18 protein-coding genes are annotated in these 26,686 nt (G+C 66.4%); 12 read left to right on the forward strand and 6 right to left on the reverse strand.

The genetic code is table 11. The annotated features are described in order from the left end of the window. Nucleotides 1–221 precede the first annotated feature (221 nt). Complete coding sequence (locus ACFVYC_RS17615; RefSeq protein ID WP_387552670.1) at nt 222–1,748, reverse strand: leucyl aminopeptidase; 1,527 nt, start codon at nt 1,746–1,748, stop codon at nt 222–224. A 258-nt stretch (nt 1,749–2,006) separates the two neighbouring features. Between ACFVYC_RS17615 and ACFVYC_RS17620 the strand changes: the two genes are divergently transcribed. The 4 genes from ACFVYC_RS17620 (at nt 2,007) to ACFVYC_RS17635 (ending at nt 7,308) form a co-directional block, all read left to right on the forward strand. Further along, nucleotides 2,007–2,945 carry a proteasome assembly chaperone family protein gene (locus tag ACFVYC_RS17620; RefSeq protein ID WP_387552672.1) on the forward strand — a complete coding sequence of 313 codons (939 nt, stop codon included), beginning with the start codon at nt 2,007–2,009 and terminating at the stop codon, nt 2,943–2,945. A gap of 99 nt (nt 2,946–3,044) precedes the next feature. Continuing rightward, complete coding sequence (locus tag ACFVYC_RS17625) at nt 3,045–4,391, forward strand: nitrate/nitrite transporter (RefSeq protein WP_387552674.1); 1,347 nt, start codon at nt 3,045–3,047, stop codon at nt 4,389–4,391. Nucleotides 4,392–4,484: 93 nt separating this feature from the next. Beyond that, nucleotides 4,485–5,756 carry a DUF4192 family protein gene (locus ACFVYC_RS17630; RefSeq protein WP_387552676.1) on the forward strand — a complete coding sequence of 424 codons (1,272 nt, stop codon included), beginning with the start codon at nt 4,485–4,487 and terminating at the stop codon, nt 5,754–5,756. Between the two features lie 253 nt (nt 5,757–6,009). After that, on the forward strand, nt 6,010–7,308 hold the full coding sequence (locus ACFVYC_RS17635) for an RNA polymerase sigma factor (protein ID WP_387552677.1): 1,299 nt from the start codon (nt 6,010–6,012) through the stop codon (nt 7,306–7,308). A 148-nt stretch (nt 7,309–7,456) separates the two neighbouring features. Here ACFVYC_RS17635 and ACFVYC_RS17640 read toward each other — a convergent pair whose 3' ends face one another. After that, entirely contained in the window at nt 7,457–7,678 is a 222-nt protein-coding gene (locus ACFVYC_RS17640) for a hypothetical protein (protein WP_018761086.1), read from the reverse strand. A 254-nt stretch (nt 7,679–7,932) separates the two neighbouring features. On the opposite strand from ACFVYC_RS17640, the gene ACFVYC_RS17645 reads away from it, so the two are divergent. Further along, entirely contained in the window at nt 7,933–10,041 is a 2,109-nt protein-coding gene (locus ACFVYC_RS17645; protein WP_387552679.1) for a type IIA DNA topoisomerase subunit B, read from the forward strand. A gap of 87 nt (nt 10,042–10,128) precedes the next feature. Here the strand turns inward: ACFVYC_RS17645 and ACFVYC_RS17650 are convergent, their stop codons facing one another. Together ACFVYC_RS17650 and ACFVYC_RS17655 are read right to left on the reverse strand one after the other, a co-directional pair. Further along, on the reverse strand, nt 10,129–11,121 hold the full coding sequence (locus tag ACFVYC_RS17650) for a M56 family metallopeptidase (RefSeq protein WP_387552681.1): 993 nt from the start codon (nt 11,119–11,121) through the stop codon (nt 10,129–10,131). Nucleotides 11,122–11,127: 6 nt separating this feature from the next. Continuing rightward, nucleotides 11,128–11,514 carry a BlaI/MecI/CopY family transcriptional regulator gene (locus ACFVYC_RS17655; RefSeq protein WP_163163124.1) on the reverse strand — a complete coding sequence of 129 codons (387 nt, stop codon included), beginning with the start codon at nt 11,512–11,514 and terminating at the stop codon, nt 11,128–11,130. A gap of 271 nt (nt 11,515–11,785) precedes the next feature. Here ACFVYC_RS17655 and ACFVYC_RS17660 point away from each other — a divergent pair, with 271 nt between their 5' ends. Genes ACFVYC_RS17660 through cydD form a run of 3 tightly spaced genes read left to right on the forward strand, consistent with a single transcriptional unit; the run spans nt 11,786 to nt 18,121 of the window. Continuing rightward, a complete protein-coding gene (locus ACFVYC_RS17660) occupies nt 11,786–13,390 on the forward strand; it encodes a cytochrome ubiquinol oxidase subunit I (protein ID WP_387552817.1) in 1,605 nt (534 codons plus the stop codon). Between the two features lie 32 nt (nt 13,391–13,422). Beyond that, nucleotides 13,423–14,472 carry a cytochrome d ubiquinol oxidase subunit II gene (gene cydB / locus ACFVYC_RS17665; RefSeq protein WP_387552683.1) on the forward strand — a complete coding sequence of 350 codons (1,050 nt, stop codon included), beginning with the start codon at nt 13,423–13,425 and terminating at the stop codon, nt 14,470–14,472. Between the two features lies 1 nt (nt 14,473). Continuing rightward, a complete protein-coding gene (cydD, locus tag ACFVYC_RS17670; protein ID WP_387552685.1) occupies nt 14,474–18,121 on the forward strand; it encodes a thiol reductant ABC exporter subunit CydD in 3,648 nt (1,215 codons plus the stop codon). Here cydD and ACFVYC_RS17675 read toward each other — a convergent pair. Then, a complete protein-coding gene (locus tag ACFVYC_RS17675; RefSeq protein ID WP_387552687.1) occupies nt 18,103–18,621 on the reverse strand; it encodes a DinB family protein in 519 nt (172 codons plus the stop codon). The two genes, cydD and ACFVYC_RS17675, sit on opposite strands and share 19 nt — an antisense overlap. Before the next feature lie 9 nt (nt 18,622–18,630). Continuing rightward, nucleotides 18,631–21,141: a DNA topoisomerase (ATP-hydrolyzing) subunit A gene (locus tag ACFVYC_RS17680; protein WP_387552688.1), complete on the reverse strand. Its 2,511-nt coding sequence runs from the start codon at nt 21,139–21,141 to the stop codon at nt 18,631–18,633. A 77-nt stretch (nt 21,142–21,218) separates the two neighbouring features. Between ACFVYC_RS17680 and ACFVYC_RS17685 the strand changes: the two genes are divergently transcribed. Genes ACFVYC_RS17685 through ACFVYC_RS17700 form a run of 4 tightly spaced genes read left to right on the forward strand, consistent with a single transcriptional unit; the run spans nt 21,219 to nt 26,623 of the window. Beyond that, entirely contained in the window at nt 21,219–23,903 is a 2,685-nt protein-coding gene (locus ACFVYC_RS17685) for a GNAT family N-acetyltransferase (protein ID WP_387552690.1), read from the forward strand. A gap of 41 nt (nt 23,904–23,944) precedes the next feature. Next, nucleotides 23,945–24,688 carry a DUF5998 family protein gene (locus ACFVYC_RS17690; RefSeq protein ID WP_387552692.1) on the forward strand — a complete coding sequence of 248 codons (744 nt, stop codon included), beginning with the start codon at nt 23,945–23,947 and terminating at the stop codon, nt 24,686–24,688. Beyond that, nucleotides 24,688–25,917 carry an alkaline phosphatase family protein gene (locus ACFVYC_RS17695; protein WP_387552694.1) on the forward strand — a complete coding sequence of 410 codons (1,230 nt, stop codon included), beginning with the start codon at nt 24,688–24,690 and terminating at the stop codon, nt 25,915–25,917. Before ACFVYC_RS17690 ends, ACFVYC_RS17695 begins: the two co-directional genes overlap by 1 nt. Next, complete coding sequence (locus ACFVYC_RS17700; protein ID WP_387552696.1) at nt 25,910–26,623, forward strand: thymidine kinase; 714 nt, start codon at nt 25,910–25,912, stop codon at nt 26,621–26,623. Before ACFVYC_RS17695 ends, ACFVYC_RS17700 begins: the two co-directional genes overlap by 8 nt. Nucleotides 26,624–26,686: the final 63 nt, after the last annotated feature.

A 26,686-nucleotide genomic window follows, 5' to 3' on the forward strand; every position in this document is an offset into this window, starting at 1 on the left:
CGCGCATCATCTGGTCTTGGAACTTACACTGCCGTGATTATGCCAGCAGGCCGGTTCTCTTGCATTTGTGACTACCGTGGTTCACCTTAGCGAACCACTTATCCATGCTCCACCTTGGCGCCGCGTTTGTGGAGCGCTTGTGTCCAGTGTCACGCGGCCCTGCGGCGCAGGGAACATTCCCTGTTCCGCAGGGCGTGCGTGCCCCCGGGCGGCCGGCAGTATCAGGCCGCCGCGGCCAGGATGTCCTCTACATAGGCCACCAGGGTCCGTACGGTGCAGCCCGTGCCCTGCTTGTGGGTGTAGCCATAGGGGCTTCCGTTGTTGAAGGAAGGCCCGGCGATATCGATGTGGGCCCAGGGGATCTGCTCCCCGTCCTTGCCCTTACCCACGAACTCGCGCAGGAAAACGGCGGCCGTCATCATGCCGCCATGGCGTTCGCCGATGTTGGCGAGGTCCGCAACCTGCGAGTCAATGCTGGGGCGCAGTTCCTCCGGAAGCGGCATGGGCCACACAAGTTCCCCGGCCCGGTCGGCTGCGGCCTTGAGCGGGCCGGTCACGGTGTCGGAGCCCATGATGCCGGCCGTGCGGTTGCCCAGGGCGATCAGCTGCGCCCCAGTGAGGGTGGCGACGTCGATGATGGCGTCCGGGTACTCGCGGCTGGCTGCCACGATGCCGTCGGCCATGACCAGCCGGCCCTCGGCGTCGGTGTTGAGGACCTCGACGGTCTTGCCGCCGAACATGGTCAGGACGTCCGCCGGACGCGAGGCCGCGCCCGAGGGCATGTTCTCGGCGATACAGAGCCAGGCGGTCGCCTTGACCGGCAGGCCAAGGCCGGCGAGGGCCAGGACAGTGTTAAGGACGACGGCGGCGCCCGCCATGTCGCTCTTCATGTCGCCCATGCCGAGGGCCGGCTTGATGGAAATACCGCCGGTATCGAAGGTGATTCCCTTGCCGACGAGGGCGATCTTCGAGGTGGCCCTGGCAGGGGAGTACTCCACCTTGACCAGCCGGGGCTGGCGGGCGGAGCCCTTCCCCACGCCCATGATGCCGCCGAATCCTTCCTTTTCAAGCCGCTTCTCGTCCCAGACAGTGACCTTCACGGGCAGGCCCTTGGCCAGCTCCTTCGCTGCTTCCGCGAAGGTTTCGGGGTAGAGGTGGCTGGGCGGCTGGTTTACCAGTGAACGGGTGGCATTGACCGCCTTGCCGATCAGCCCGGCGCGTTTCAGCGCGGCGCCGGTTTCGCTATGGTCGGCGAGTTCGGTAAAGATCACCGCGTTTCGAACCGGATCCTTCAGACCGTCCCTGGATGACCGGAACTCGGTGAAGGAATAGGCGCCCAGGGCGGCACCCTCGGCGACGGCCGCCACATCGGCGACTGACGTCGTCGGCAGGGCCAGGACCACCGTTGCGAGGCCGGCGAGTTGCCGGACCGCGGAACCTGCCGCCCGGCGAAGTGCTTCGCCGGCAAGGGGCTCCGCTGCCGTGACCTTGCCGGTGCCCGCGAGGACCAGGATCCCGGCGCCGGTCTCCGGCAGGCCGGGGAGGCGGACGATCTGGTCGGCGGCGCCGGTGACGCCCAGTGACTTAAGGGAGCCGGCGAGGGCCTCTGCGGACTTGGCCGTCAGGGGGTTCTCCAGGAGGACCGGTCCGTCGGCGCCCTTTCCCACGCCTATGACCACTGCGTCACTGGGGCTCTTCTTCAGGTCCCTTGAGAGGGTACTAAGGTTGATTTCAGTATTCTTGACCACAGGGATCAGTCCTCAATTCTCGAGAGATGTTCGGGCAGGGGTGCATGTTCGGCGCTCTGCCATGGATGCCCGGGTGCAATCGGTCGGGACGCTGTCCGGGTGTCTGCAAGCCCGTCTGGCAGGCCAGTTCCGATCGTAGCCCGTCCCCGCCCGGGCCGTTGTATTTCCTGAGAGGTGCGCCACACCCGAGGCAGGAATGTGCGGCTGTCCTGCGGCGTTGTAGAAGATGTCCACCCGCACCTATGAAAGGAACACGCCGTGCTTGAACGGTTTTCCGGCTCCCTGCTGGACCCCGATGCGCTCTATGCAAGCAACATTGAGCTGTTCCACAGCCCCGCCCTCCGCGGGCTGAACCTGGTGATGGGCTTCACCGGATTCGCCGACGCCGGGCACGTGGTGAAGCAAATCAACGCGGAACTTTTGGACACGCTCGACGCCGAGCCGGTCGCAGTCTTCGACGCTGACCAGCTCATCGACTACCGGTCCCGCAGGCCGCACCTGACGTTCGTCGAGGACCACCTTCAGGACTACCAGGAGCCCCGGCTCGCCCTCTATCGGCTCATTGACGGCCTGGGTAATCCCTTCCTCCTGCTGGCAGGTTTTGAACCGGACCTGCAGTGGGAACGGTTTGCGCGTGCAGTGGTGGGGATCGTGGAGAAGTTGGACGTCAACCTCGTCACCTGGATCCACTCCATCCCGATGCCGGTGCCCCACACCCGTCCGGTGGGTGTGACGGTGCACGGCAACAGGCCTGAACTCATCGAGGGCATCTCCGTGTGGAAGCCCACCGTGGAAGTCCCCGCTGCTGTGGGCCACATCCTGGAGCTCCGCCTGGTGGAGGCCGGCCGCAACGTCGCCGGCTACGTCATCCATGTGCCGCACTACCTGGCCGAGGCGGAATACCCCACCGCCGCCGTCGCAGGCCTCGAATACCTGGGGGCGGCCACATCGCTGATGCTGCCCTCGGACAGGCTCCGCGAAGCGGGGCGGGAGGTCAGCCGGCAGATCGCCGAGCAGATCGATGCCTCCGAGGATGTCCAGCAGGTGGTTTCGCGCCTCGAATCGCGGTATGACGAAAAAGCCGAGGGCACGGTCCGCCGCTCACTCCTCGCCGACGAAAATGACGAGCTGCCCAATGCGGACGTCCTCGGCGCTGCTGTAGAGGCCTACCTCGCCCGCGAAAATCCCGGCCAGTAGGACCCTGAAGTTGTTGAACCCCCGGCCGGCAGGCGGAACGCGCTGCTGCCGGGGCGTGCGCTTGGGTCCGGGCATCACGGTCCCGGGCATAATGAAGGGGTGACTGCACCCCGCGCCTGGCTGATCTGGACCGTTGGCATCTTCGGGTACCTGGTAGCCGTTTCGCAGCGCACGTCCTTTGGGGTGGTGGGACTGGAGGCCACGGAGCGCTTCCAAGCCAGTGCCTCAGCAATTTCGTTCTTCACTGTCCTCCAGCTGCTTGTCTACGCCGGACTGCAGATCCCCGTGGGCCTGCTGGTGGACCGGTTCGGCTCCCGCGCCATGATCGCCGGCGGTGCCGTGTTGATGGGCCTGGGCCAGCTTCAGCTGGCCTTCGCTGACAGTGTTCCCGGCGGCGTGGCCGGCAGGGTCCTGGTGGGCGCCGGGGACGCCATGACTTTCATTTCGGTAATCCGCCTGATCCCCCTCTGGTTTGCGCCCGCACGGGTGCCGCTGGTGACCCAGCTGACGGGTATGTCCGGCCAGCTGGGGCAGCTGTTCAGCGTTATACCTTTCGCCTATGTCCTTCACGCTTCCGGCTGGACCCCAGCGTTCCTGATGCTGGCGGGAATGTCCGGACTTGCCGTTGTCCTGGTGCTGCTGCTCCTGCAGGACGTGCCGCCGGGCACCCCGCGGCCGCAGGCCCAGAGGGGCCTGAAGGCCACCGGGGCATCGCTCGCCCGCGCCTGGCGCCAGCCGGGGACCCGGCTGGGGTTGTGGAGCCACTTCACCATCCAATTCAGCGGCACGGTCTTCGCCATGACCTGGGGTTACCCGTTCCTGCTTTCCGGGCAGGGCCTGGATGCCGGGACGGTGGCCGCCCTCATGTCTTTGTACGTGGCAACGGCCATGGCCGTAGGGCCGTTTATTGGCCGCTTTGTCTCCCGCCACCCGCTACGGCGTTCAACGATGGTCCTGCTGATCGCCGCTGCCACTGCTGGAGCGTGGGCGGCCGTCCTGCTCACTCCGGGGCGTTCGCCGCTGTGGCTCCTGGCAGGACTGGTGGTGGTGCTGGCAATTGGCGGGCCCGGCTCCATGATCGGTTTCGACTTCGCCCGCACCTTCAACCCCGCGCACCGGATCGGCACGGCAACGGGCATCGTCAACGTCGGCGGGTTCATCGCGGCGCTGATCGCGATCTTCCTGATTGGACTGGTGCTGGACGTGCTGTACGCCAGCGGATTCTCCAACGGAGTCCTGTACGGGCTGGACCCGTTCCGGATCGCTTTGAGTGTCCAGTTCCTGCTGCTCGGCCTCGGAGCCGCAGCCACACTGGTATGCCGCCGCAAGGTCCGGCGCCAGATGGCTGCCCAAGGGGTGGTGGTCCCGCCGCTGCGCAGCGCACTGGCCCGGCAGCGCCGGGAGAACCTTGCACGGCGCAGCCGGGCCGCAGCTTCGGACGACTGACTGGTCCTCCACAGGACTGGCCTGATCCCGCTGTGTCCACATAGGGGCGGCCACCGCTGTCGAGGTGCCCGTCGCTGGGCGAATGCTGGAGCCATGACACCTCCAGAACGCCTCACCGTCCGCGGCCCGGAAGACATCCTGGGCTTCATTCCCCACTCGCTGGGATACTGGCCGGCGCAAAGCCTCGTGGCCATGACAATGCAGGGCAAAAGGCTCGGGGCTACGCTGCGGCTGGATCTTCCCGGGCCGGCTGTCCTCGCTGACCCCACCGTCTTCGCGCAAACGGTGTGCGGGTACCTGGAGGCAGACGAAAATGCCGACGGCACCCTGCTGGCCCTTTTCACGAACAACGGCTGGCTGGCAGGCCCGGATTGCTACGACGCACTGCTCGATTCCCTGGAGTGGGCACTCGCCGAGGCCGGAATGCCTGTCAAGGACGCGTGGTACGTCGGGGACCAGTACTGGCGGGACGTTCGTTGCCGCTCCGGATGCTGCCCGCTGCCGGGGCGTCCTGTCCAGGAGATCCGGGACAGCCTGCTCAACACCGAGATGGTGTTCCGGGGCAGCAGCGTGGGACCGGCACCGGAACAGCGGCAGCCGGCCTGCCCGGTGCCGGACCTCCAATGCGACGCTGTTCGGGAGGCGGAAGCCGTGTGGTCGGCCCAGTTGGACCCCAGGCGGCAGAGCCGGGCCCAGTTTGACGCGGTGCTGGGCCAGTGGGAGGCGGTGCTCGCCAGGCCGGCCGGGCACCTGCAGCGGCCGTCGGTGCACCGCGACGCCTTCCTCCGGGCAACGCTCATGATTCCCGCCTGGCGCGATGCCGTACTGGTCATGGCGGCAGCCGGGAGGGCAGCGGCAGCAGCCGGGGCCGAAGAGTTCGGAATCTTCAGCGAGGACGTGCGACTGGGGCCACTGGCACCTGCGGCGGAACAAGCCGGCGCGGAACAGACGCCATTCGCAGCGGATGCGGCTGACTATCATTGCTTTGCTGCGGACAACCCCTGCGTCCAGGGCTTGTCGATGCCGGAAGGCGGCGCTGGAACTCCTGGCTACGGTGACGTCCTGATGGGGCACGATCCCGCAGTTCCTCAATGGCACAGCCTTGACGCCCTTGACCTTGTCCTGGAGCACCTTGCCGTGCCCGGGGGACCACCGGCAGCCGCCGCTTTGACGGGGAGGGGATGGATCGCCTGGTGCCGCGGCCGCGGCTCGTATGCGGCCGCGTACCTGGATGAGGCGCTCGAATCCGAGCCCGGCTACCGGCTCGCAGAGCTACTGCTGGAGATGGTCCGCCGGGGCGCCCTGTGCGGCTGGGCGGCGCGGAAGGAGGCGGCCTGGCAGAAGTTCGGACCGGACGCGGCCTGAAGTGGCCGCGGCAGGAAAGGCGGGTTAGGCCCTATTTGGGGAAATCGTGAGACAATGAATGCCGAGACCCGGTTGGGTCCGTGTATCAAGTGTTTGTGATGAACCCTTTTGGGGAACATTACAGCCGCTCCGGCAGTTCTATTTATAGACTCTGCCGGCCGTGGTGACGCTTGGTTTCCACCACGGACTTGACAGGGTCATAGTGGTGTTGCCCGTATGGCGATTCCACAGACCACCGCTAGAAAGGTTTTCTGTGACCCCGTCTTCCACGAAGAAGGACCCCGCCGCCCAGGACGAACTGTCCGCCGAGGAGAAGCAGGCGGCAACAAACGCCAAGCGGGCCGCCACGCGGGCAGCCAACAAGGCTTCTGCCGGTGAAGCTGGTGCGGACGGCAAGCGCGAGCCCAAAAAGCGCGGACCCAAGCCCGGCGCCAAGGCTGCCGCAGAGGCTGCCGGGAAATCGGACGCCGATGACGCAGAAGAAGTCGAGGAGGACCTCGAAGCCCTCGAAGGGCCTGACGTCGTCGAGGAGGACGCCGAGGCTGATCCCGTAAAGGGAGCAGCCGGCTCGGGCAAGGGCTTCGTCTACTCTGACGCCGATGACGACGACGCACCCGTGCAGCAGGTAATGTCTGCCGGAGCGACGGCCGACCCCGTTAAGGACTACCTGAAGCAGATTGGTAAGGTCGCACTGCTCAACGCCGAGCAGGAAGTGGACCTTGCGCTCCGGATCGAAGCCGGGCTGTTCGCCGAAGAGAAGATCAACGCAGACGACGGGTCCATGGATCCGAAGTACAAGCGCGAGCTTGAGTTCATCATCCACGACGGCAAGCGCGCCAAGAACCACCTGCTGGAGGCCAACCTCCGCCTGGTGGTCTCACTGGCCAAGCGCTACACCGGCCGCGGCATGCTCTTCCTGGACCTGATTCAGGAAGGCAACCTTGGCTTGATCCGTGCGGTAGAGAAGTTCGACTACACCAAGGGCTTCAAGTTCTCCACGTACGCCACCTGGTGGATCCGCCAGGCGATCACCCGCGCCATGGCTGACCAGGCGCGCACCATCCGTATTCCGGTGCACATGGTTGAAGTCATCAACAAGCTGGCCCGTGTCCAGCGCCAGATGCTGCAGGACCTCGGCCGCGAACCCACGCCGGAAGAGCTGGCGCTCGAACTGGACATGACCCCCGAAAAGGTCGTGGAAGTCCAGAAGTACGGCCGCGAGCCCATCTCGCTCCACACGCCCCTGGGCGAGGACGGCGACTCGGAGTTCGGCGACCTGATCGAGGACTCCGAGGCTGTGGTTCCGGCCGACGCCGTGAGCTTCACGCTCCTGCAGGAGCAGCTCCACTCCGTACTGGATACGCTTTCCGAGCGCGAGGCCGGTGTTGTGGCCATGCGGTTCGGCCTCACTGACGGACAGCCGAAGACTTTAGACGAAATCGGCAAGGTCTACGGAGTGACGCGCGAGCGCATTCGCCAGATCGAATCCAAGACCATGTCCAAGCTGCGCCACCCCTCACGGTCCCAGGTGCTGCGGGACTACCTGGACTAGAGTCAGACGTACACAAGCGGCCCGCCGGTTGCTGCGCCTTGTAAGGTGCGCATCGGGCGGGCCGTTTTTGCTGCCCCGGCTCTAGGCCGGTCGGCTTAAAAAGATTGGGACCCCGCCTTCCGGCAGGGTCCCAACAACTTCAGTGAAGCTAGTCGATTTCCACGGGAGCTTTCTCGTGAAGCTTCCCCGTCTCATCATGCCAGTCGGAGCTCAACGGCTTCAGCGTTGCTTCAACTGCACGGGCGTGGTGGCCGCAGAAAAGCAGTTCACCGCCGGAGGACTCCAGTACAACCCGGACATATGCCTGGGCTCCGCAACGATCGCACCGGTCCAGTGCGTTGAGTGTGCGGTCTGCCACTGCTGTTGTCATGTCGGCCTCCTTAGTAGATCAGTACGTCTATATAACCAGCATTCGTATCAAAACCATTGCAAGGATGGCCCAAGTTCGCTGTGCGCGTAGCCGCAAGACTCCGTCAAGACCAGCGCAGCCAGCCTTGGAAACCGCCACGTGGCGCGGTGCACACGGCGCCCCGGGTGTGGCAGTCGGCACTGCCAGGCCGGGCCGACTAACCTAGGAAGAGCGCACCAGCCCGCTTTTTTCGTCCCTGAAGGAGTTCATCACCAGTGGCACCAAGCTCTGATTACACTGCCCGGCACCTGTCTGTGCTGGAGGGCCTCGAAGCCGTCCGCAAGCGCCCCGGCATGTACATCGGTTCCACTGACTCCCGCGGCCTGATGCACTGCCTCTGGGAAATCATTGACAACTCGGTGGACGAGGCACTCGCGGGGTTTGGCCACGACATCAAGATCATCCTCCACGCAGACAACTCCGTGGAGATCCACGACGACGGCCGCGGCATCCCGATCGACAAGGAGCCTAAGACCGGGCTCACCGGCGTCGAGGTGGTCTTCACCAAGCTCCATGCCGGCGGCAAGTTCGGCGGCGGCTCCTACACCGCGTCCGGCGGCCTGCACGGCGTGGGCGCCTCCGTAGTTAATGCCTTGTCCGCCCGGCTCGACGTCGAGGTGGACCGGGGCGGAAAAACGTACAAGATGTCCTTCCGCCGGGGCGAGCCGGGGCGCTTCAAGGACATCGGTTCGAAAATTGATCCGGCTGCGCCGTTCGCGCCGTTCGTGGACGACTCGGTGCTGGACGTGGCGGGCAAGGCCAAGCGGGGCGTCACAGGAACCAGGATCCGCTACTGGGCGGACCGGCAGATCTTCACCCCGGATGCAAAGTTTTCCTACGACGAACTGGCGGCCCGCGCCCGGCAGACTTCCTTCCTGGTGCCCGGCCTCAAGCTGACGGTCCGTGATGAGCGCAAAGTTCCGGGAACGCCCGGCGAAGCCGGACCCCATGAGGAGGTGTTCCACCACGACGGCGGCATCTCCGAATTCGTCGAGTTCCTTGCCGCTGATCCCGCCGTCACCGATGTCTGGCGGCTGCACGGCTCCGGAAAGTTCAAGGAGACGGTTCCCGTGCTCGACGAACGGGGGCACAGCCAGCTCGCCGAAGTGGAGCGCGACTGCGAGGTTGACGTGGCCCTGCGCTGGGGGATCGGTTACGACAGCACGGTCCGCAGCTTCGTCAACATCATCTCCACGCCCAAGGGCGGAACCCACCAGTCCGGCTTTGAACAGGCCCTGGTCAAGACCTTCCGCAAAGCAGTGGAAAGCAACGCCAGGAAGCTCAAGGCCGGCAACGACAAAATTGACAAGGATGACATTTTTGCCGGCCTCACCGCCGTGCTGACGGTACGCCTGGCTGAGCCGCAGTTCGAAGGCCAGACCAAGGAAATCCTCGGCACCAGCGCGGTGCGCGCCATCGTGTCCAGGGTGGTGGAGCGGGAGGTCAACGCGAAGCTCACGTCCGCCAACCGGAACGACAAGGCGCAGTCCGCACTGCTCCTGGAAAAAATCGTCAGCGAGATGAAATCCCGTATCTCGGCGCGCGTGCACAAGGAAACCCAACGGCGCAAGAACGCCCTGGAAACCTCCTCGATGCCCACCAAGCTCGCTGACTGCCGCACGGACGACGTCGAACGTTCCGAACTCTTCATTGTGGAAGGCGACTCGGCGCTGGGAACGGCCAAGCTGGCCCGGTCTTCGGACTTCCAGGCCCTGCTGCCCATCCGTGGCAAGATCCTCAACGTCCAGAAAGCGTCGGTGGGGGACATGCTCTCCAACGCCGAATGCGCGGCCCTCATCCAGGTGGTGGGCGCAGGATCAGGCCGCAGCTTCGACATCGCCGCCGCCCGCTACGGCAAGGTCATCCTGATGACGGACGCCGACGTGGACGGCGCGCACATCCGCACGCTGCTGCTCACCCTCTTCTTCCGCTACATGCGTCCGATGATCGTCGAAGGCAGGGTCTTCGCCGCAGTACCGCCGCTGCACAGGGTGGAAGTGATCAACGCCGGCCAAAAAGCCAACGAGATGATCTACACCTATTCCGAGGCCGAGCTCCACGTGCTGCTGGCCCGGCTGGCGAAGGAGGGCAAGCGGTACAAGGAGCCCATCCAGCGCTACAAAGGCCTCGGCGAAATGGACGCCGAACAGCTGGCCGAGACCACCATGGATCCCCGCCACCGAACGCTCCGCAAGGTCCGTATCGAGAACGCCCAGCAGGCTGAAGAGATCTTTGACCTGCTGATGGGCTCGGATGTTTCTCCGCGCAAGGATTTCATCATCGCCGGCGCCTCCAGCCTGGACCGGGAACGCATCGACGCCTGACCGGGCAGTACGCGGGCGGCAGCAGGGGACGAAGACGGCGCGCGGGAAGCCCCGCCGGGAGATGGAGTGGGCGGACGACGGCGGGCGTCAGCCCAGCAGGCCCGGCACCATGAGCAGGGCTGTAGGCAGCGCCAGCAGGAGGACGCAGCCGGCAAGCACAAGGCTGCGCACGGGGGAGGGCAGCTGGGGTTTCGGGGAGAGCAGCCGGCTGACGCGCGAGGCCGTGGTGCGGGCCGAGTCCGAGCCGGAAGTTCCCCCCGAAGAGTCGATTCCGGCCAGGGCCAGGCTTGGCCCGCCGGACTGAAGCTCCGCGTCCCGCGGCGCCCCGGCCGATCCGCTGGCCACAATGGCGATCGCCTTGATAAGGGTGGCTTTGCTTTCGGTCTTGAGTGCGACGTCGTCGGCCAGCATCTCGATCAGGGAGTTCACGGATTCCTGGGCGAGGCGGGTGGTGGGCAGCCACGGCAGAGCCTGGCGCCAGGCCGCGAACGCCCACAGCAGCAGATGGTGCCGCTGGCTCAGGTGCGCATTCTCATGGATCAGGACCGCCCGGAGCTCGGCCGGCTCAAGGGCCGCCATGAGTCCATCGGACAGCACAGTTACAGAGCGGGCGCCGCCGGGAAGACAGTAAGCCACCGGCGAATCGTGGTTAATGACCAGTGTCCCGGTGCCTTCGGCAGATGGTGAAGCCAGAAGCGCGAGAAGTTCGCGGTGGCGCCGCCGTTGGCGTTCGATCTTGTAGTACGTCAGCAGGAGGGTGAAGACCAGGTGGGCCGTCAGCAGCGCCGCAGCGGACAGGGCAAAGATATGCCAGAAGCCCAACGCGGTGGTGGGCGCATTGAAAAGCACCATCCCCGCAAGGGCGCGGAGGCCGGCGAGAAGGTTATCGCCTATGGGTTCCAGGCCGTACACCAGCATGGCGCCGATCATCGACAGCCCGCCCGCCAGTGCAATGGCCTGCCATAGCAGCATGGCCGTGAAAGGTGAGCGCGCGGGCCATTGCGCCTTCGAGAGGAGGATAGGTACCGGCCACGCCAGGACTATCGCAAGGACCGCCAGCAGGTACGAGGCCCAGAACATGGTCCGTTAGAGGTGGCCAAGCAGTTTGCGCAGAGTCTCGGCTTCACCTTCGGAAACGGATCCGATAAAACGCGCCAGCACGGCCTCGCGGTCTGGAGCCGACCCCAGTACCTCGTGCATCAACTCCGCGGTGTGGTCCTCGCGGCTGGACACTGCCTGGTAGCGGTGCGGGCGGGTGCCGCGTTCGCGTTCCACCAGGCCCTTCTTCTCCAGCCGGGACAGCACCGTGAGCACGGTAGTGACGGCAAGTTCCTTGCCCTCGTGCCCGGCCGCCCCATCCTGCCCGACCGACGTCTGTGCGAGCCGGTCCCGCAAGGTGTTTGCGGTGGCTGCTTCATGGCCCGCCCAGAGCAGATCCATCACTGCCCGTTCCAGTTCACCAAGACTAGCCATTGCACTTTTCCTTTGTTTCCCCGCACCGCAGCCGCAAAGGCTGGCGGTGACTCCATGCGTGTGGTCAACTACACGAACCAATTTACCCCGATTCCGCGCCACTTTCTACATTGGGTAGAACAGGGGGCGGCGCTGGCCGGTGATACGCCGCACGATCGGCAGCCGCACGTTTTACACCGCCCCGGCACTGTTCTACACTTCGTAGAAGTTAGAGTTTCTACAGAACGTAGAAAACCTGCATCGGCTGACAGTAGGGACCGCCTTGGACGCTTTGGACGCTCTGGAAATCGCACGCTGGCAATTTGGCATCACCACCGTTTACCACTTCATGATGGTTCCGCTGACCATCGGGCTGGGGTTGGTGGTTGCGGTGATCCAAACTGCCTGGCACCGCACCGGCAAAGCTGAATACCTCCGGATGACGAAGTTCTGGGGAAAGCTTTTCCTGATCAACTTCATCATGGGCGTGGCCACCGGCATCGTCCAGGAGTTCCAGTTCGGGATGGCCTGGAGCGAATACAGCCGCTTCGTGGGGGATGTCTTCGGCGCTCCGCTCGCACTCGAGGCGCTCCTGGCCTTCTTCGTGGAGTCCACCTTCCTCGGCCTGTGGATCTTCGGTTGGAAGCAGTTGAAGCCGGGCGTCCACCTCGCGTGCCTCTGGATCGCCGTCATAGGCTCCGTGTTCTCGGCCTACTTCATCATCGTGGCCAACAGCTGGATGCAGCACCCCGTGGGCGTGGAGATGATCGACGGCCGGCCTGTGATGACCGATGCCTGGGCAGTCTTCACCAACAACACAGCACTCGTCGCCGTCCCGCACACGCTGTTCGGCGCCCTCGCCGTCGCCGGCGCCTTCCTGCTCGGCATCGCCTGGTACCACCTGTGGCGCAGGCGGCGCGACGGCGTCGACACCGTAGGAGCCGACGGCAAGGTCATCCCCGGTGAGGCCGCGGAAATCCCCGGCCGTGACAAGGACGACCATAAAGTATGGATCCGGTCCCTGCGCATCGGCGCCGTGGTGGCCATGATCTCCTTCGCCGGAACCGCCCTCACGGGAGACCTCCAGGGCAAGCTGATGTTCGAGCAGCAGCCCATGAAGATGGCGGCCGCAGAAGCCGCCTGCCACGACGGCACGGGCTTTTCCGTCTTGAGCATCGGCAACCTCGGCTCCCAGAACTGCGACGACATCGTGGCCCTGATCGAGGTCCCCGGCATCCTCTCCTACCTGGCCAAGGGCGACTTCACCACCGAAGTCCAGGGCGTCAACAGCCTCCTGCCCCAGTACAAGGAAGCCTACGGAACCCACCTGCCGGACAACCCCATCTACGGCGAACGCGCCGGCCAGGAAATCGACTACCTGCCGGTTATGGAGGTCACCTACTGGGGCTTCCGGATGATGATCGGATTCGGCGGCATCGCCGCCTTCGCGGCCCTGGTGGCTCTCTGGCTCACCCGGAAGGGAACCGTGCCCGAATCCAGATGGCTGATGCGCCTCGCCGTCTTCGGAATCCTGGCCCCCTTCGGAGCCAACGCAGCCGGCTGGATCTTCACCGAGATGGGCCGCCAGCCCTTTGTGGTGGCGCCCAACCCCGATCCCAACGGCATCGACCAGGTGTTTATGTTCACCGCGGCGGCGGTGTCGCCGGGTGTCACCGCCGGGGAACTGCTGGCGTCGCTCATCACCTTGACCGCAATCTACGCCGTGCTGCTGGTGGTGGAAGTGAAACTGCTGGTCAAGTACATCCGGGGCGGCGTGGTGTCCGCCATGCCGGAACTGGTTCACGCTCCTGTTGATGAAAACGAGGACGCCACCCCCGGCCCGGGCGGCCCTGGCGGCGGAAAACCCGCCGACGACGTCCTGGCCTTCGCCTACTAGTCCGCGCGCAACAAGAGCAGAGGAAACGAAGAATGGAACTGCTGCCAACCATCTGGTTCATCGCCATAGCAGTGCTGTGGACCGGCTACCTCTTCCTTGAGGGCTTTGACCTGGGCGTCGGGATGCTGATGAAGCTGTTCGCCCGGGACAATACCGAACGCCGTGTCCTGCTCAACACCGTGGGCCCGGTGTGGGACGGCAACGAGGTGTGGCTCCTGACGGCCGCCGGAGCAACCTTTGCCGCTTTCCCGCTCTGGTACGCCTCGCTGTTCTCCGCCCTCTACCTGCCGCTGCTGGTGGTCCTGGTTGCCCTGATCTTCCGGGCTGTGGCCTTCGAGTACCGCGGCAAGGTGGACACGGAACAGTGGCGGACCCGGTGGGACTGGGCCATCGCCCTGGGGTCCTTCTTCGCGGCTTTCGGAGTGGGCGCAGCACTGGCCCTGACCACCACCGGCCTGCCGCTGAACGCCAACGGGGACCGCGAGGGCGGGCCGTTTGCGTGGTTCAGCGGCTACGCCGTGCTGGGCGGGTTGGCCGTGGTGGGGTTCTCGCTGGTGCACGCCCTCGCCTTCCTGGCACTGAAGACCGACGGCGACGTGCGGCACCGCGCGCGCAAGTGGTTCGTCCGGCTGCTTCCCGTCCTTCTCCTGCCGCTTGCGGTCTGGGCGCTCGGCATCCAGTTCCTCGAAGGCAAGCCCTGGACCTGGGCGCTGGTCCTGCTGGCGGTCGCCGCCGCGGCTGGGGCGTGGGTCCTGGCCCGCAAGGGTGCGGAGGGCAGGGCCTTCATCGCGCTGGGAGCCTTCCTGGCACTGGGTTCGGCATCCATCTTCGCCGCCGTGTTCCCGGTGGTGCTGCCCTCCACACTGAATGAGGCTTTCGACCTCACCATCACCAATGCCTCATCCTCCGACTACACCCTGGGCCTGATGAGCATCGTCGCTGCCTTCGGCCTGCCGTTGGTCATCGCCTACCAGGCCTGGACCTACTGGGTGTTCCGTCGCCGGGTCAGTGCCGCGCACATCCCGGAAGCCCACAGCTTCCTGCCGGCCATAGCCGCCAGGGCCTTCACCACCAAGGGCTGAGATGCGACCTACTTTCCCGGCGGGCCCGGCAACCCGTTCAGCCGTCTACTGGCTGGGACTCCTCGCCGCCCTCAAGGCGTTGTCGCTGGTCATGATCGGCCAGGCCGTGGCTTCGGCCCTGGCCGGACTCACGGCGGGAAACCCTGGCTGGGCGGAGCAGATCACTGTGGGCATGGCCGGAGTGGTGCTGCGGTCCCTCACGGTGTGGGGGCAGGCAGTTGCAGCCCGCCGGGCCGCGCTCGGCATCAAGGAGGAACTGCGTTCGGAGCTGCTGGAAAGGGCGCTGCGCAACGGCGTCCGCAGCACAGGACCGGCCGACGGCGGATTGGCTGTGCTGGCCACCCGCGGACTTGATGCCCTGGACAGCTACTACACGCAGTTCCTGCCCGCGCTGGTGAACTGCGCCGCCGTCCCGCTCCTGATAGGGGCGCGCATCCTCTTTGCCGACTGGGTCAGCGCAGTGGTGGTGGTCCTGACGGTTCCACTGGTGCCGCTGTTTATGGTGCTGATCGGCCGGTACACCGAGGACAACGTCCGCGACGCACAGGCCTCCCTCGCGAGGCTCTCCACCCACATGCTGGAGCTCGCCAAGGGACTGCCGGTCCTGGTGGGCCTGGGACGCGCCACCGCCCAGCGCAAGGCCCTCGAAGAGATTTCCGAGGAGTACAGGTCCCGCACCATGGGAACACTGCGGACCGCGTTCCTCTCGGCATTGGCCCTCGAACTCATTGCCACCATCTCCGTGGCAGTGGTGGCCGTTTTTATCGGTGTGCGGCTGGTCCACGGCGACATGCCGCTGGACGCCGGCCTGCTGGCCCTGATCCTGGCACCGGACTGCTACCTTCCACTGCGCGAACTGGGAACCGCCCACCATGCCAGCGACGACGGCCGGGTGGCGCTCGCCGAAACAACGGCAGTAACCGAAGCACCGGAACCGCAGCCGCTGCCGGCGACCCGCGCCGGCCGGCCCGGTGCGGCCATCACCGTCACCGGGCTCACCGTCAGCTACGAAGGGCGGTCCCGCCCCGCCGTCGGGCCGCTCAGCTTCAGTGCACCGCAGGGCAGGATCACCGCCCTGGACGGAGCCAGCGGCGCCGGCAAAAGCACCGTGCTCGGAGTCTTGGCCGGGACCATAGCTGACGGTGCAGGCACAGCTGTCAGCGGCACCATCACCGGTTTGGACCGCAGCGCCATCGCCTGGGTTCCGCAGCATCCGGTCATGGTGGCGGAGACGGTCCTCGACGAGATCCTGCTCTACCTGGACGGCGGCTCAGCCCGGGAAGGCAGTGACTACAGGCGTCAGGGACTGGAAACTGCTGCCCGGGACTGCCTGGTCCGCGCTGCAGCCGGACACCTTGCCGCGAAGCACCCTGCGGAGCTGAGCCCGGGGGAGCTGCGCCGTGTGGCCCTTGCCCGCGGTCTGGCAAGGATCGACGCCGGTGCCGGCGTCCTGTTGCTGGATGAACCCACGGCGCACCTGGATGACGAGTCGGCTGCCTTGGTGGAAGACGCCATCAGGAAGCTCCGGGGACAGGTGACCGTTGTCCTGGTGGCCCATGAGGAACGCACCCGCGCCCTCGCGGAACACCTGGTGCCCGTGGATGGTCATAGCCTGGCGGCCGTGGCTGCACACCCCGCTGATACCGTCAGGCACCCCGCTGCTGCCTTGAGTGCCGGCAACGCCGCCTCCAGCCATGAGAACAACGCCGGGGAGCCGGAAACATCCGCACCCTCAATGGCGGGAGGAGGTGGCGGCACGGGTGGCGTCAGCAAGCACGGCGCCGCGCGGCTGGTGGGCGCACTCCTTGCCCCGGTGAAGGGCAAGTTCGCAGCCGCAGCCCTGGTGGGTACGCTGGCGGCGGTCTTCGCCGTGGCCCTGTCCGGGCTGTCCGGGTGGCTCATCATCCGTGCCAGCGAGCAGCCCCCCATCCTTTACCTGCTGACCGCGATTGTTGGAGTCCGGTTCTTTGGAATAGGCCGGGCTGTCCTGCGGTACTGCGAACGGCTCCTTTTACACGACGCCGTGTTCGCGGCACTGACCCGCCTGCGGGGCAGGTTGTGGGAGGCGTTGAGCCGGCGGGCTTTGCCGCTCCGCCGCCTGTTGCAGGGCGGAAACGTCCTGGGATCGGTGATCGACGACGTCGACACCGTCCGCGACCTCCTTCCGCGCGTTGTCCTGCCGCCGGTCACAGCCCTCGCAGTGTCCGCGCTGGCTTTGGTGACCACGGCGGTGCTGGTGCCGGCCGCGCTGCCTGCCGTGATTGCCGCCAGTGTGGCGAGCCTCCTGCTCGCCCCGGCTGTGGCCCTGTGGGGCGACCGCCAGTCCGCCACATCCGAGCAGCTCCTTCGTTCCGGGGTCCTGCGCGGCGTTTCGGCAGCACTTGACGCCCGTGCCGAACTGCATGCCAACGGCGCGGCCCCCCGTGTTTTAGCCGAACTGCGCGCCCGGGACCGTCAGGCCACCAGGGCTTCCCAACGCTCGGCCTGGGCTGACGGGCTGGGGCAGGCACTCACCACCGCAGCCTGCGGCGCCGCGGCGCTGGGAGCCGCCTTGCTTGCAGGTCCTGCGGTGCTCGCCGGCCAGCTCGCGCCGGCGACGGCGGCAGTGGTGGTCCTGCTCCTCCTGGCGTTGGTGGAACCCTTCGCAGCGATGACGACGGCGGTACGCCAGTTCCCTGCGCTGCGGAATGTGATGCAGCGCGTCGCTGAGTCCGGTGCCCTTGAAGAGGGGAACCCGGAGGGCGGAAAGCTGGGCGGGAGCCAGCAGGGCGGAGACAAACGGGACGGGGACAAACGGGACGGCGGCGTGCGTGATGCTTCCGGCAGTGCTGATGGCGGTCTCCAGGTGGTCCCCGTCCGCCCGGGCGGGATTCCCGGCGTCGAGCTGGCAGGCCTTTCAGCCGCGTGGCCCGGGGGCGCTCCGGTGTTTACCGCGCTTGACGCAGTGGCGGAGCCAGGACGGTGGCTGGCCGTGACCGGTCCCTCGGGCTCGGGGAAGTCGACCCTGCTGTCGGTCCTGCTCGGCTTCCTGCCGGTTGCTGCCGGGCGGATCGGCGTCACCGGCCGGGCCGCATGGTGCCCGCAGGAAGCGCACTTGTTTGACTCCACGATCCGCGGCAACCTGCTGCTGGGCCGGCCTGCTTCCGACGGCGAAAAAGTAGTCACTGAGGCAGCAGGCGACGGAGCGCCCGGCACCGGAGCGACCAGCGACGCTGACATGCTGGCTGCGCTTGCTTCGGTGGGCCTGACTGCACTGCTGGAGCGGCTGCCGGCGGGCATGGACACTCGAATCGGCCCGGGCGGCGCGTTCCTCAGCGGTGGGGAGCGTCAACGCCTGGCAGTGGCCCGCACACTGATGACCGGCGCCGAGGTGATACTGCTGGACGAGCCGACGGCCCACCTGGACGCGGAGTCCGCGCGGGCCATGCTAGCGGACCTGCGGCAGGGCTTGCGCAGCCGCACCGTGGTGCTTGTGACGCACAACCCGGCCGACATCCAGGAGGAGGACGCCCGCCTGGTGCTTGCCGCCGCGCCAGGGCAGAGCCGCTCAGGGCACCCCGGCCCGGGCTCCCGCTCAGGGCACCCCGGTTCAGGGCAGGGCGAGGGCCTTGTGGCGTCGGTTGCGGGGGATCAGCCGTCCACGTCGTGAAGGTGGTGGACCACGTCGTGCAGGAAGTACTGCGACAGCGTCAGGACGGTGAACTCCGAGCCGTTGCTGCGCAGCCCTTTGCGCCCCCATTCCGATTCGCGGACGGCGGCAAAGGACTCCGCCGCCTGCTTCCCTTCCGCCGTCAGTTCGGCGCTGACAACCGCGGTGTCCGCGCTCGCGTAGTCCTTGTCCACGGCAGTCTGGTCCTGGTCCCAGTTATCGAATGTGGCGTCGTCTGAATCCAGCATCAAATTCAGCCGCTGGTCAAAGAGGCTGAAGACATCGCGGACGTGGCAGGCGTACTCCAGGGCGGACCACGTGTGGTCGTCCGGACGCTCGGCCGCGTTGGGGCGCCGGAGGACTGCGCGCCAGCGGGGGAGCATGCTGTCAATGCTGCCGGGGACTGTTGATGGCGTCACGGTGGAGGCGTCGAAGGAGCATTCCGGGCATGGACGGGTCAGGACCCAGGTCCAGTCCTTTTCATCAGGAACGATAGGCATGGAAGCAGTCTAAGCGGGATCAGGCCAGGCCATGGCAGGGCCCACCACTTCCACCGGCTGGGACAGCGGAACACCCGAACCGTCACGCCGGCCGTGCTCCTGGGGCAGGGAACGCGCCACCCCGGCCGCCGATGATGCCTTGGCCGGACCATGGCCTGCCCACGCCAGCAGCAGGGTGTCCTCGCCCTTCAGGAACCGGTGCGCCCGGACACCGGCCGTGGCACGCCCCTTCGCGGGGTACTCGGAGAAGGCCGTCACCTTGGCGGTACCCGGCGCAGTGCCGGGCAGGGCGCCCGTGGTGCCGGCGATGGTCACCACCACAGCAGCCTCGTCCTTGGGCTGGACTGCGCCGAAGAACATTACGCGGTCACCGGCAGCGAGCTTTACCCCTGCCATGCCGCCGGCGGTGCGCCCCTGCGGCCGCACAACGGCAGCACCGAACTTCAGCAGCTGGGCCTGGCTGGTCAGGAACACCAGTTCGGCGTCGTCCGCAGCGGCCGGCGCCACACCTACTATGAAGTCCTTGTCCTTCAGCGCAATAACTTCCCAGTCCTCCCGGTTCAGGGGGTAGTCGGGCTGGACCCGCTTTACTACTCCCTGGGCCGTGCCGATGGCCAGCACCTCGTCCAGCGGGGCGAAAGCCACGAGGGTTTCCCCCTTCAGGAGGGTGATGAAGTCCTTGGCCGGAACGCCGCCGGCAAGGTTTGGCAGGCCTGAAACCGGCGGAAGCACCGGCATGTCCATCACCTGCAGGCGGAGCATGCGCCCCTGGGAGGTGACAGCGGCAATTTCGCCCCTCGCCGACGTCTTGACCACGGAAGTGTAGACGTCGTGTTTGGTCCTGGGACCCGCCTCAGCCAGCGGCTCCCGGTTGCTGGTCCGCGCTATCTGGCCGGATGCAGTGAGGATGGCCCAGCAGGGGTCATCGGCGATTTCCAGCGCCAGCGGGACAGCCTTGCCCTTCTTTCCGGCGGTGAGGGCAAGGTCGGCGGACACCGTGGGGGACACGGCTTCGGACTCGAGCAGCACGGTCCGCCGCGGCGTGCCGTGCTCCTCAGCGATGGCGCCCAGTTCGTCGGACACCAGGGTGCGCAGCCGCTCCTCCGATCCGAGGATGGCTTCCAGCTCCGCAATTTCACGGCGCAGCTCGTCCTGTTCCTTCTCCAGCTCAATCCGCGAGTACTTGGTCAACTGGCGGAGCCGCAGCTCCAGGATGTAGTTTGCCTGGATCTCGGTGAGGTCGTAGATGGACATCAGCCGGGCCCGGGCGGCGGCCGCTTCGTCGGAGGACCGGATGATCTGGATGACCTCGTCGATGTCCACGATGGCGATGAGGAGGCCCTCCACCAGGTGCAGGCGGTCCTTCTTCTTCCCCAGCCTGAACACCGTCCGGCGGCGCACCACGTCAATACGGTGGTTCACGTACACAGTCAGCAGCTGAACCAGGCCCAGGGTCTGCGGCTGTCCGTCCACCAGGGTGACGTTGTTGATGCCGAAGGAGTCCTCCATCGGCGAGTAGCGGTAGAGCTGCTGGAGCACCGCGTTGGGATTGAAGCCGTTCTTCAGTTCGATGACCAGGCGCAGGCCGTGCTTGCGGTCGGTCAGGTCAACGATGTCGCTGATGCCCGTCAGCTTTTTCGCGTTGACGGCGTCCTTGATCTTCTCGATGACCTTTTCCGGGCCCACCATGTAGGGGAGTTCGGTGACCACCAGGCCGGTCCGGCGCGCGGACAGCTGTTCGACCTCCACCTTGGCCCGCGTTTTGAAGGACCCGCGCCCGGTGGCGTAGGCATCGCGGATACCGTCAAGTCCAACAATCCGCCCGCCGCTGGGCAGGTCCGGCCCGGGCACGAAGCGCATGATGTCATCCAGCGTGGCGTCCGGGTTGGCGATCAGGTGCCGGGCGGCAGAGATGACTTCCACCAGATTGTGCGGGGCCATGTTGGTGGCCATGCCGACGGCGATGCCAGTGGCGCCGTTGACCAGCAGGTTGGGGAACGCCGCCGGCAGGACCTCCGGCTGGGTCAGCTGGTTGTCATAGTTGGGGACAAAGTCCACCACGTCTTCATCGAGGTGGTTGGTGAGGGTGAGGGCAGCAGCCGCGAGGCGGGCCTCGGTGTACCGCGGTGCCGCCGGGCCGTCGTCGAGCGAGCCGAAGTTTCCGTGCCCGTCAATCAGCGGGAGCCTCAGCGAGAAGTCCTGGGCCATGCGCACCATGGCGTCATAGATGGCGGTGTCACCGTGGGGGTGCAGCTTGCCCATGACCTCGCCCACCACGCGCGCGCTTTTCACGTGGCCGCGGTCCGGGCGCAGGCCCATGTCGCTCATCATGTAAAGGATGCGCCGCTGTACGGGCTTGAGACCGTCCCGGGCGTCCGGAAGCGCGCGGGAGTAGATCACCGAGTACGCGTACTCCAGGAAGGAGCCTTCCATTTCGGAGGTGACATCGATGTCCACGATGTTCTCCGTGAAGGGAGTGCTGTCTTCAACAGCGGGGGCGGAACTTTGGCGGCGGGCCATGGGGGTTGGTAAATCCTTCTTCGTTACTGTGCAGCCGGTGGGGGTGTGCTGCGGAAGTTTTTGGCTAGGCTAAGCCTATGGTGGATCAGCCCGGGGACGGCGAATATCCGGAACATTGGGAAGCCGATGTCGTACTGCGTGACGGCGGAACAGCCCACCTGAGGCCCATCCATCCCACGGATGCGGACGCTGTCCAGACCTTCCACATCGGGCAGTCGCAGGACTCAATCTACATGCGCTTCTTCGCGTTCAAGGCGAGGCTGTCCACTAAAGAGCTTAAGCGTTTCACGGAAGTTGACTACAAAGACCGGGTGGCCTTCGTCATCACCATCCGTGGTGAAATCGTCGGCATCGGCCGCTATGACCGGCTTGATGACCCCGCAGAGGCGGAGGTGGCGTTCAACATTGCCGACTCACACCAGGGCCGGGGGATCGGATCCATCCTGCTGGAGCACCTTGCGGCCGCTGCACACGAAAACGGGATCCGGCGCTTCAGCGCCGAAGTGCTGCCGGAGAACCGGAAGATGCTGATGGTCTTTTCGGACGCGGGCTACGACGTCCGGCGGCATTTTGACGACGGCGTCATCAGCCTGGAGTTCAACATCGACCCCACGGAAAAATCCCGCGCGGTGATGGAATCCCGGGAACACCGCGCGGAGGCGAGGAGCGTGCGCGACCTGCTGACGCCGTCGTCCATCGCCGTGATCGGTGCCAGCCGTAAATGGGGCACGGTGGGGTACCAGCTCCTGGAGCACATCATTGAAGGCGGCTTCCGCGGTCCTATCTACGCCATCAACCCCGAAGCGCTGGAACTTGCCGGCATGCTGTCCTTCGGCAAACTGTCCGAGGTCCCGGATCCTGTCCAGCTCGCCGTCGTCGCCGTGCCCTATGAGGAAGTACCCGCCGTGGTGGCGGACTGCGCCGCAGCAGGCGTCAGGGGGCTGGTGGTCGCGTCGGCGGGCTTCGCGGACGACGGCGAACGCGGCCTGATGCGCCAGCGGGACCTCGTGCGCCAGGCCCGGGCCAGCGGCATGCGCGTGATCGGGCCGGCCTCCCTGGGCGTCGTGAACACCAATCCCGAGGTGTCGCTGAACGCTTCGATGGCCCCAACCCTGCCGCTGCGGGGGGCACTTGGCCTGTTCAGCCAGTCGGCCGCCATCGGTGTTTCCCTCTACGCCGCATCGAGCCGGCGCCGGCTGGGCCTGTCCACGTTCCTGTCGGCCGGAAACCGTGCCGACGTCTCAGGCAACGACATGATGCAGTACTGGGAGGACGATCCGGAGACGGCCGCGGTGGGGCTTTACCTTGAATCCATCGGCAACCCGCGCAAGTTTTCCCGCCTCGCCCGCCGGCTGGCACGCATCAAGCCCGTGATCGTGGCCAAGTCCGACGCCATGGGGCTGCGGCTGCCGCCCGGGCACGCCGTCCGGACCACCCAGGCGCCGTCCGGGGCGCTGGACGCGATGCTGCGGCAGTCCGGCGTCATCAGGGTGGAGACCATCGAGCAACTGGTGGATGTCGCCCAGGTGGTCTCCGGCCAGCCGCTTCCCGCCGGGCCGGGGCTTGCCATCTTCAGCAACTCCCAGGCTCTGGGCAAGGTGGTGGCGGACAGCGCCTCGTCCCAGGGACTCGCCGTCCGGCAGCTGGTCACCGGGGTGGACCTCGACGCCGGCCAGTCAATCGCCCTTCCCGCCCTGCGGGCCAGCCTGCTCAAGGCGCTTGAATCAGACGCCGTCCACTCGGCTGTCGCGGCGCTGCTCCCCGCACGCGGGCTGACGGTGGACAGCATTGCCGACGTGCTGGCCGAATGTTCCGCAGCGGCGGGGAAGCCGGTGGTTGCGGCGTTTACCGGCATCCTGGACCCTTCCGTTTCCGTGGAGGGAATGCTGGGGTCTGCTGAACGCGCCGTTCCCTGCTTTTCGAATCCCGGGGCCGCCGTTGCTGCGCTCGCTGCCGTGGTGCGCTACTCGGAATGGGTAGCCCGCGACCAGGGCCATTTTGTAGAACCCGAAGGCTGCAACCCGCAGCTTGCACGGGCGGAACTCGAAGCATTGCTCCAGGATGTCAAAGGGGACCAGCTGAAGAAGCTGGATTCTGCAGCTGCGGCGTCGCTGCTGGGCCACTATGGGATCAAGGTGCTGCCCTCCGTAGGTTTTGATCACCCTGACCAGGCAGTTGAAGCGGCCGATGCCCTCGGGTGGCCGGTGGTCCTGAAGACTACCGATCCCGCCCTGCGGCACCGGCTGGATCTCGGCGGAGTGCGGCTGGACATCCAGGACGCCGCATCGCTCCGCCGGAACGTGCTGCAGATGCGGCGGGTTCTCGCGAACTACGGCGACCCCGCGCTGGAAGTGCAGAGCATGGCTCCGGTGGGCCAGGCCTGCACCTTCCGGGCCATCGAGGACCCGCTGCTGGGCCCGGTCGTCTCCTTCGGGCTCGCCGGTGATGCCGTAAACCTGTTGGACGACTGGGCGCACCGCGTCCCGCCGCTGTCCGCTGCCGACGTCGACGATTTCATCCGCGGGCCCCGTGCTGCCCAAAAGCTGTTTGGCTACCAGGGCCTGCCCGCGGTGGATGTTGAGGCCCTGGAGGATCTTGCCGGCCGACTGGCCTGGCTCAAGGACAACCACCCCGAGATCGCCGTGGTGGAACTCAACCCCGTCCTGTGCGCCAGTTCGGGAGCCACCACCCTGGCCGCCGACGTGCGAATCGGCAATGCCGCCAAGCGGACGGACAGCGCGCGCAGGGCCATGCTCGGCTGAGGCGGTTAGCAAGTGACCGGCCGATCTGTGAAAATGGGGGAATGAGCTCACAGCCTCCCGCGTCGGCGCCAGAAACGCCCGGCAATGAAACCCAGGCAGTCCGCCACCACAGCTCACACAGCCACAGCGCCCAGGGCCAGAGCCTGGACGGCGCGCTCCAGAAGGCAGGCTTCTACCCCCGCCTCGTGGCCGATGTAGTCGACGACGCCCTGGACGGCCGCGATTGCGTTGCCCACCTTGTGCACCTGGAAACCCACTTCGACCGCGCCGAAGTCCGCCGCCACATCACTGTATTGGTGCTCACCTCGGACATGCTGGTGATCACGCACGTGGATGACCAGCAGCTCGATGACGCCGGCGAGCAGATCGTCGCGCAGATTTCCACCGAATCCGTTCCTGTGGCACAGATCCGTTCGGTGGTGCTCAGCTATATGTACGCCCAGCCACAGAATTACAAGCCCTCCGACCCCGTGCGCGAAGTAACGCTCTCCATCGCCTGGTCCGGTGGCCAGCGCCTGGATATGGGTCCTGCCAGTTGCGGCGACCCGCAGTGCGAAGCTGACCACGGCTACACCGGGACCATTGCCCAAGAGGACATCGTCCTTCGGATCAGCGCTGAGGCAGACGGCCTGCAGGCAGTCCAGGACGCCAAGCTCTTCGCGCGTGCGCTGCGTGCCGTCAATACCGGTTCCCCTGCGCCGCAGGCACACGTGCAGTCGATGGCGCCCCGGCCGCGTTCCGGAGTGTTCGGCAACCGCCTCAGCCGCGGGCACCAGCAGCGCTGATGCCCGAAGACCGCCACCCGAACATCAACGTTTCCGCCCGGCCCCACAGCCAGGCTGTCCTGCCGGCCGCTCCTGCCTACGGCCAACGCTCCATTGCCGAGGTACTCACCAGCGCCGCGGCAAGCCTGGGCGTGGACGGGTTTGAGAACACCCTGGACTTGCCGGCCGCCTCACGCGTCTGTGTTGTGCTGGCCGACGGACTCGGCCGGAACCTGCTGAAGCAGAAATCGGCCCACACCCCATTTTTGCGCTCCGTCATCCAGGCAGGGCAGGGCGCCGTCCCCGTCTGGCTGGATTCCGCGTTCCCTTCCACCACCGCAGCGTCCCTCGCAAGTTTCGGCACCGGCCTGGCGCCGGGCCAGCACGGCATGGTGGGCTACGACGTTCTCGACCCGGAGCAGGACAAGGTAGTCAACCTCCTCGGAAACTGGGATGCCGGCGTCGACCCGGCAGCGTGGCAGCCTTTCCCCACCGTGCTGGAACGCGCGGCGGAACACGTGGCCGTTACCACGGTCAGCCTGCCGCAGTTCGGCGGCTCGCCCATGACCCGGGCCGCACTGCGGGGCGGCAACTTCATTTCTGCCACCACTGCCCACGCCCGGACGGAAGCGGCAGCCGAGGTTATGTCCGGGGCCAGTCCGTCGCTCATGTACTTTTACCTCAACGAGTTGGACAAGGCCGGGCACCGGTACGGCTGCCAGTCGGAGCAGTGGGAACACCAGCTCGAAGAGCTCGACGCAACCATGAAGCGGCTCCACGCGTCCCTCCCGGCCGGCACCACCATCCTGCTCACGGCCGACCACGGCATGCTGGACGTTCCCGAACAGCAACGCATCGACTTTTCCGCTGACCCCGCTCTGGTGGAAGGGGTCCGGCACACAGCCGGGGAGCCCCGGATGGTCCACCTTTATCTTGAGAATGGGGCCGGCGAAGACGTCCGGGACCGGCTGCTCGCGGCATGGCGGGGACGATTCAGTGAGCAGGTGTGGGCCTTCACCCGGGAGGACGCACTGGCGGCGGGCCTGTTCGGCGAGGTTCGGCCCGCCGTCGAGGGCAGGATCGGCGACGTTATGATCGCGGCGCGGGACGCCGTCGCCCTTTACGACACCCGGCGCGTCCGTCCCACGGCCATGGAAGTGGTGGGCCAGCACGGCTCGCTCACCAAGGCTGAGCGGGAGGTTCCGCTGCTCTGCTTCACTGCCGGCGGCAGGAGTCCCCGGCGTGGCTGAACTTGTCTTTTTCTCCGGCACCATGGACTGCGGCAAGTCGACCCTTGCCCTGCAAATGGACCACAACCACCGGGCCCGGGGACGCGGCGGAGTGCGCTTCAGCCGCAACGACCGTGCCGGCGAATCACGTATCTCCAGCCGCCTTGGCCTGGAAACCGATGCGGTGGAAGTGGTGGATGGGACCGACTTCTGGGAGGAAGTCATACTTCGGCGCACGCAGGGGCAACGGGTGGACTACCTGATCTGCGACGAGGCCCAGTTCTACACGCCTGAGCAGGTGGAACAGCTGGCGAAGGTCGTGGACGAGATCGACGTGGACGTCTTCGCTTTTGGGATCACCGCCGATTTCCGGACCAGGCTGTTTCCCGGCTCCCGGCGGCTCGTCGAACTCGCCGACCGGGTGCAGGTGCTGCAGGTGGAGGCGCTGTGCTGGTGCGGCCGCCGTGCCACCCACAACGCCCGTACGGTCGACGGCGTGATGGTCACCGAAGGAGCGCAGGTGGTGGTGGGCGACGTGGATATGGCGGGAGAATCGGCCGCCGTTGAACCGTTGGTCCCCGTGGTGGGGTACGAGACCCTCTGCCGCCGGCACTACATGCGGCGGGTTACCGCGCACGGCGCTGCACTGATGGGCCAGCAGGACCCGCTGCTTCCCTTCGAAGTCGACGCCTGCCTGTGGCGCGGCTCGGGCGGAACTGGGGCTTAGACGCGTTGTTGTTCTTGCGTACTCGTACGCGCCCTGCTGCGCGCCTTCGATTGGCTGCCCGAG

Origin of the sequence: Pseudarthrobacter sp. NPDC058329, from assembly GCF_042879835.1 — a bacterium.
In the GTDB taxonomy this organism is placed as follows: domain Bacteria; phylum Actinomycetota; class Actinomycetes; order Actinomycetales; family Micrococcaceae; genus Arthrobacter.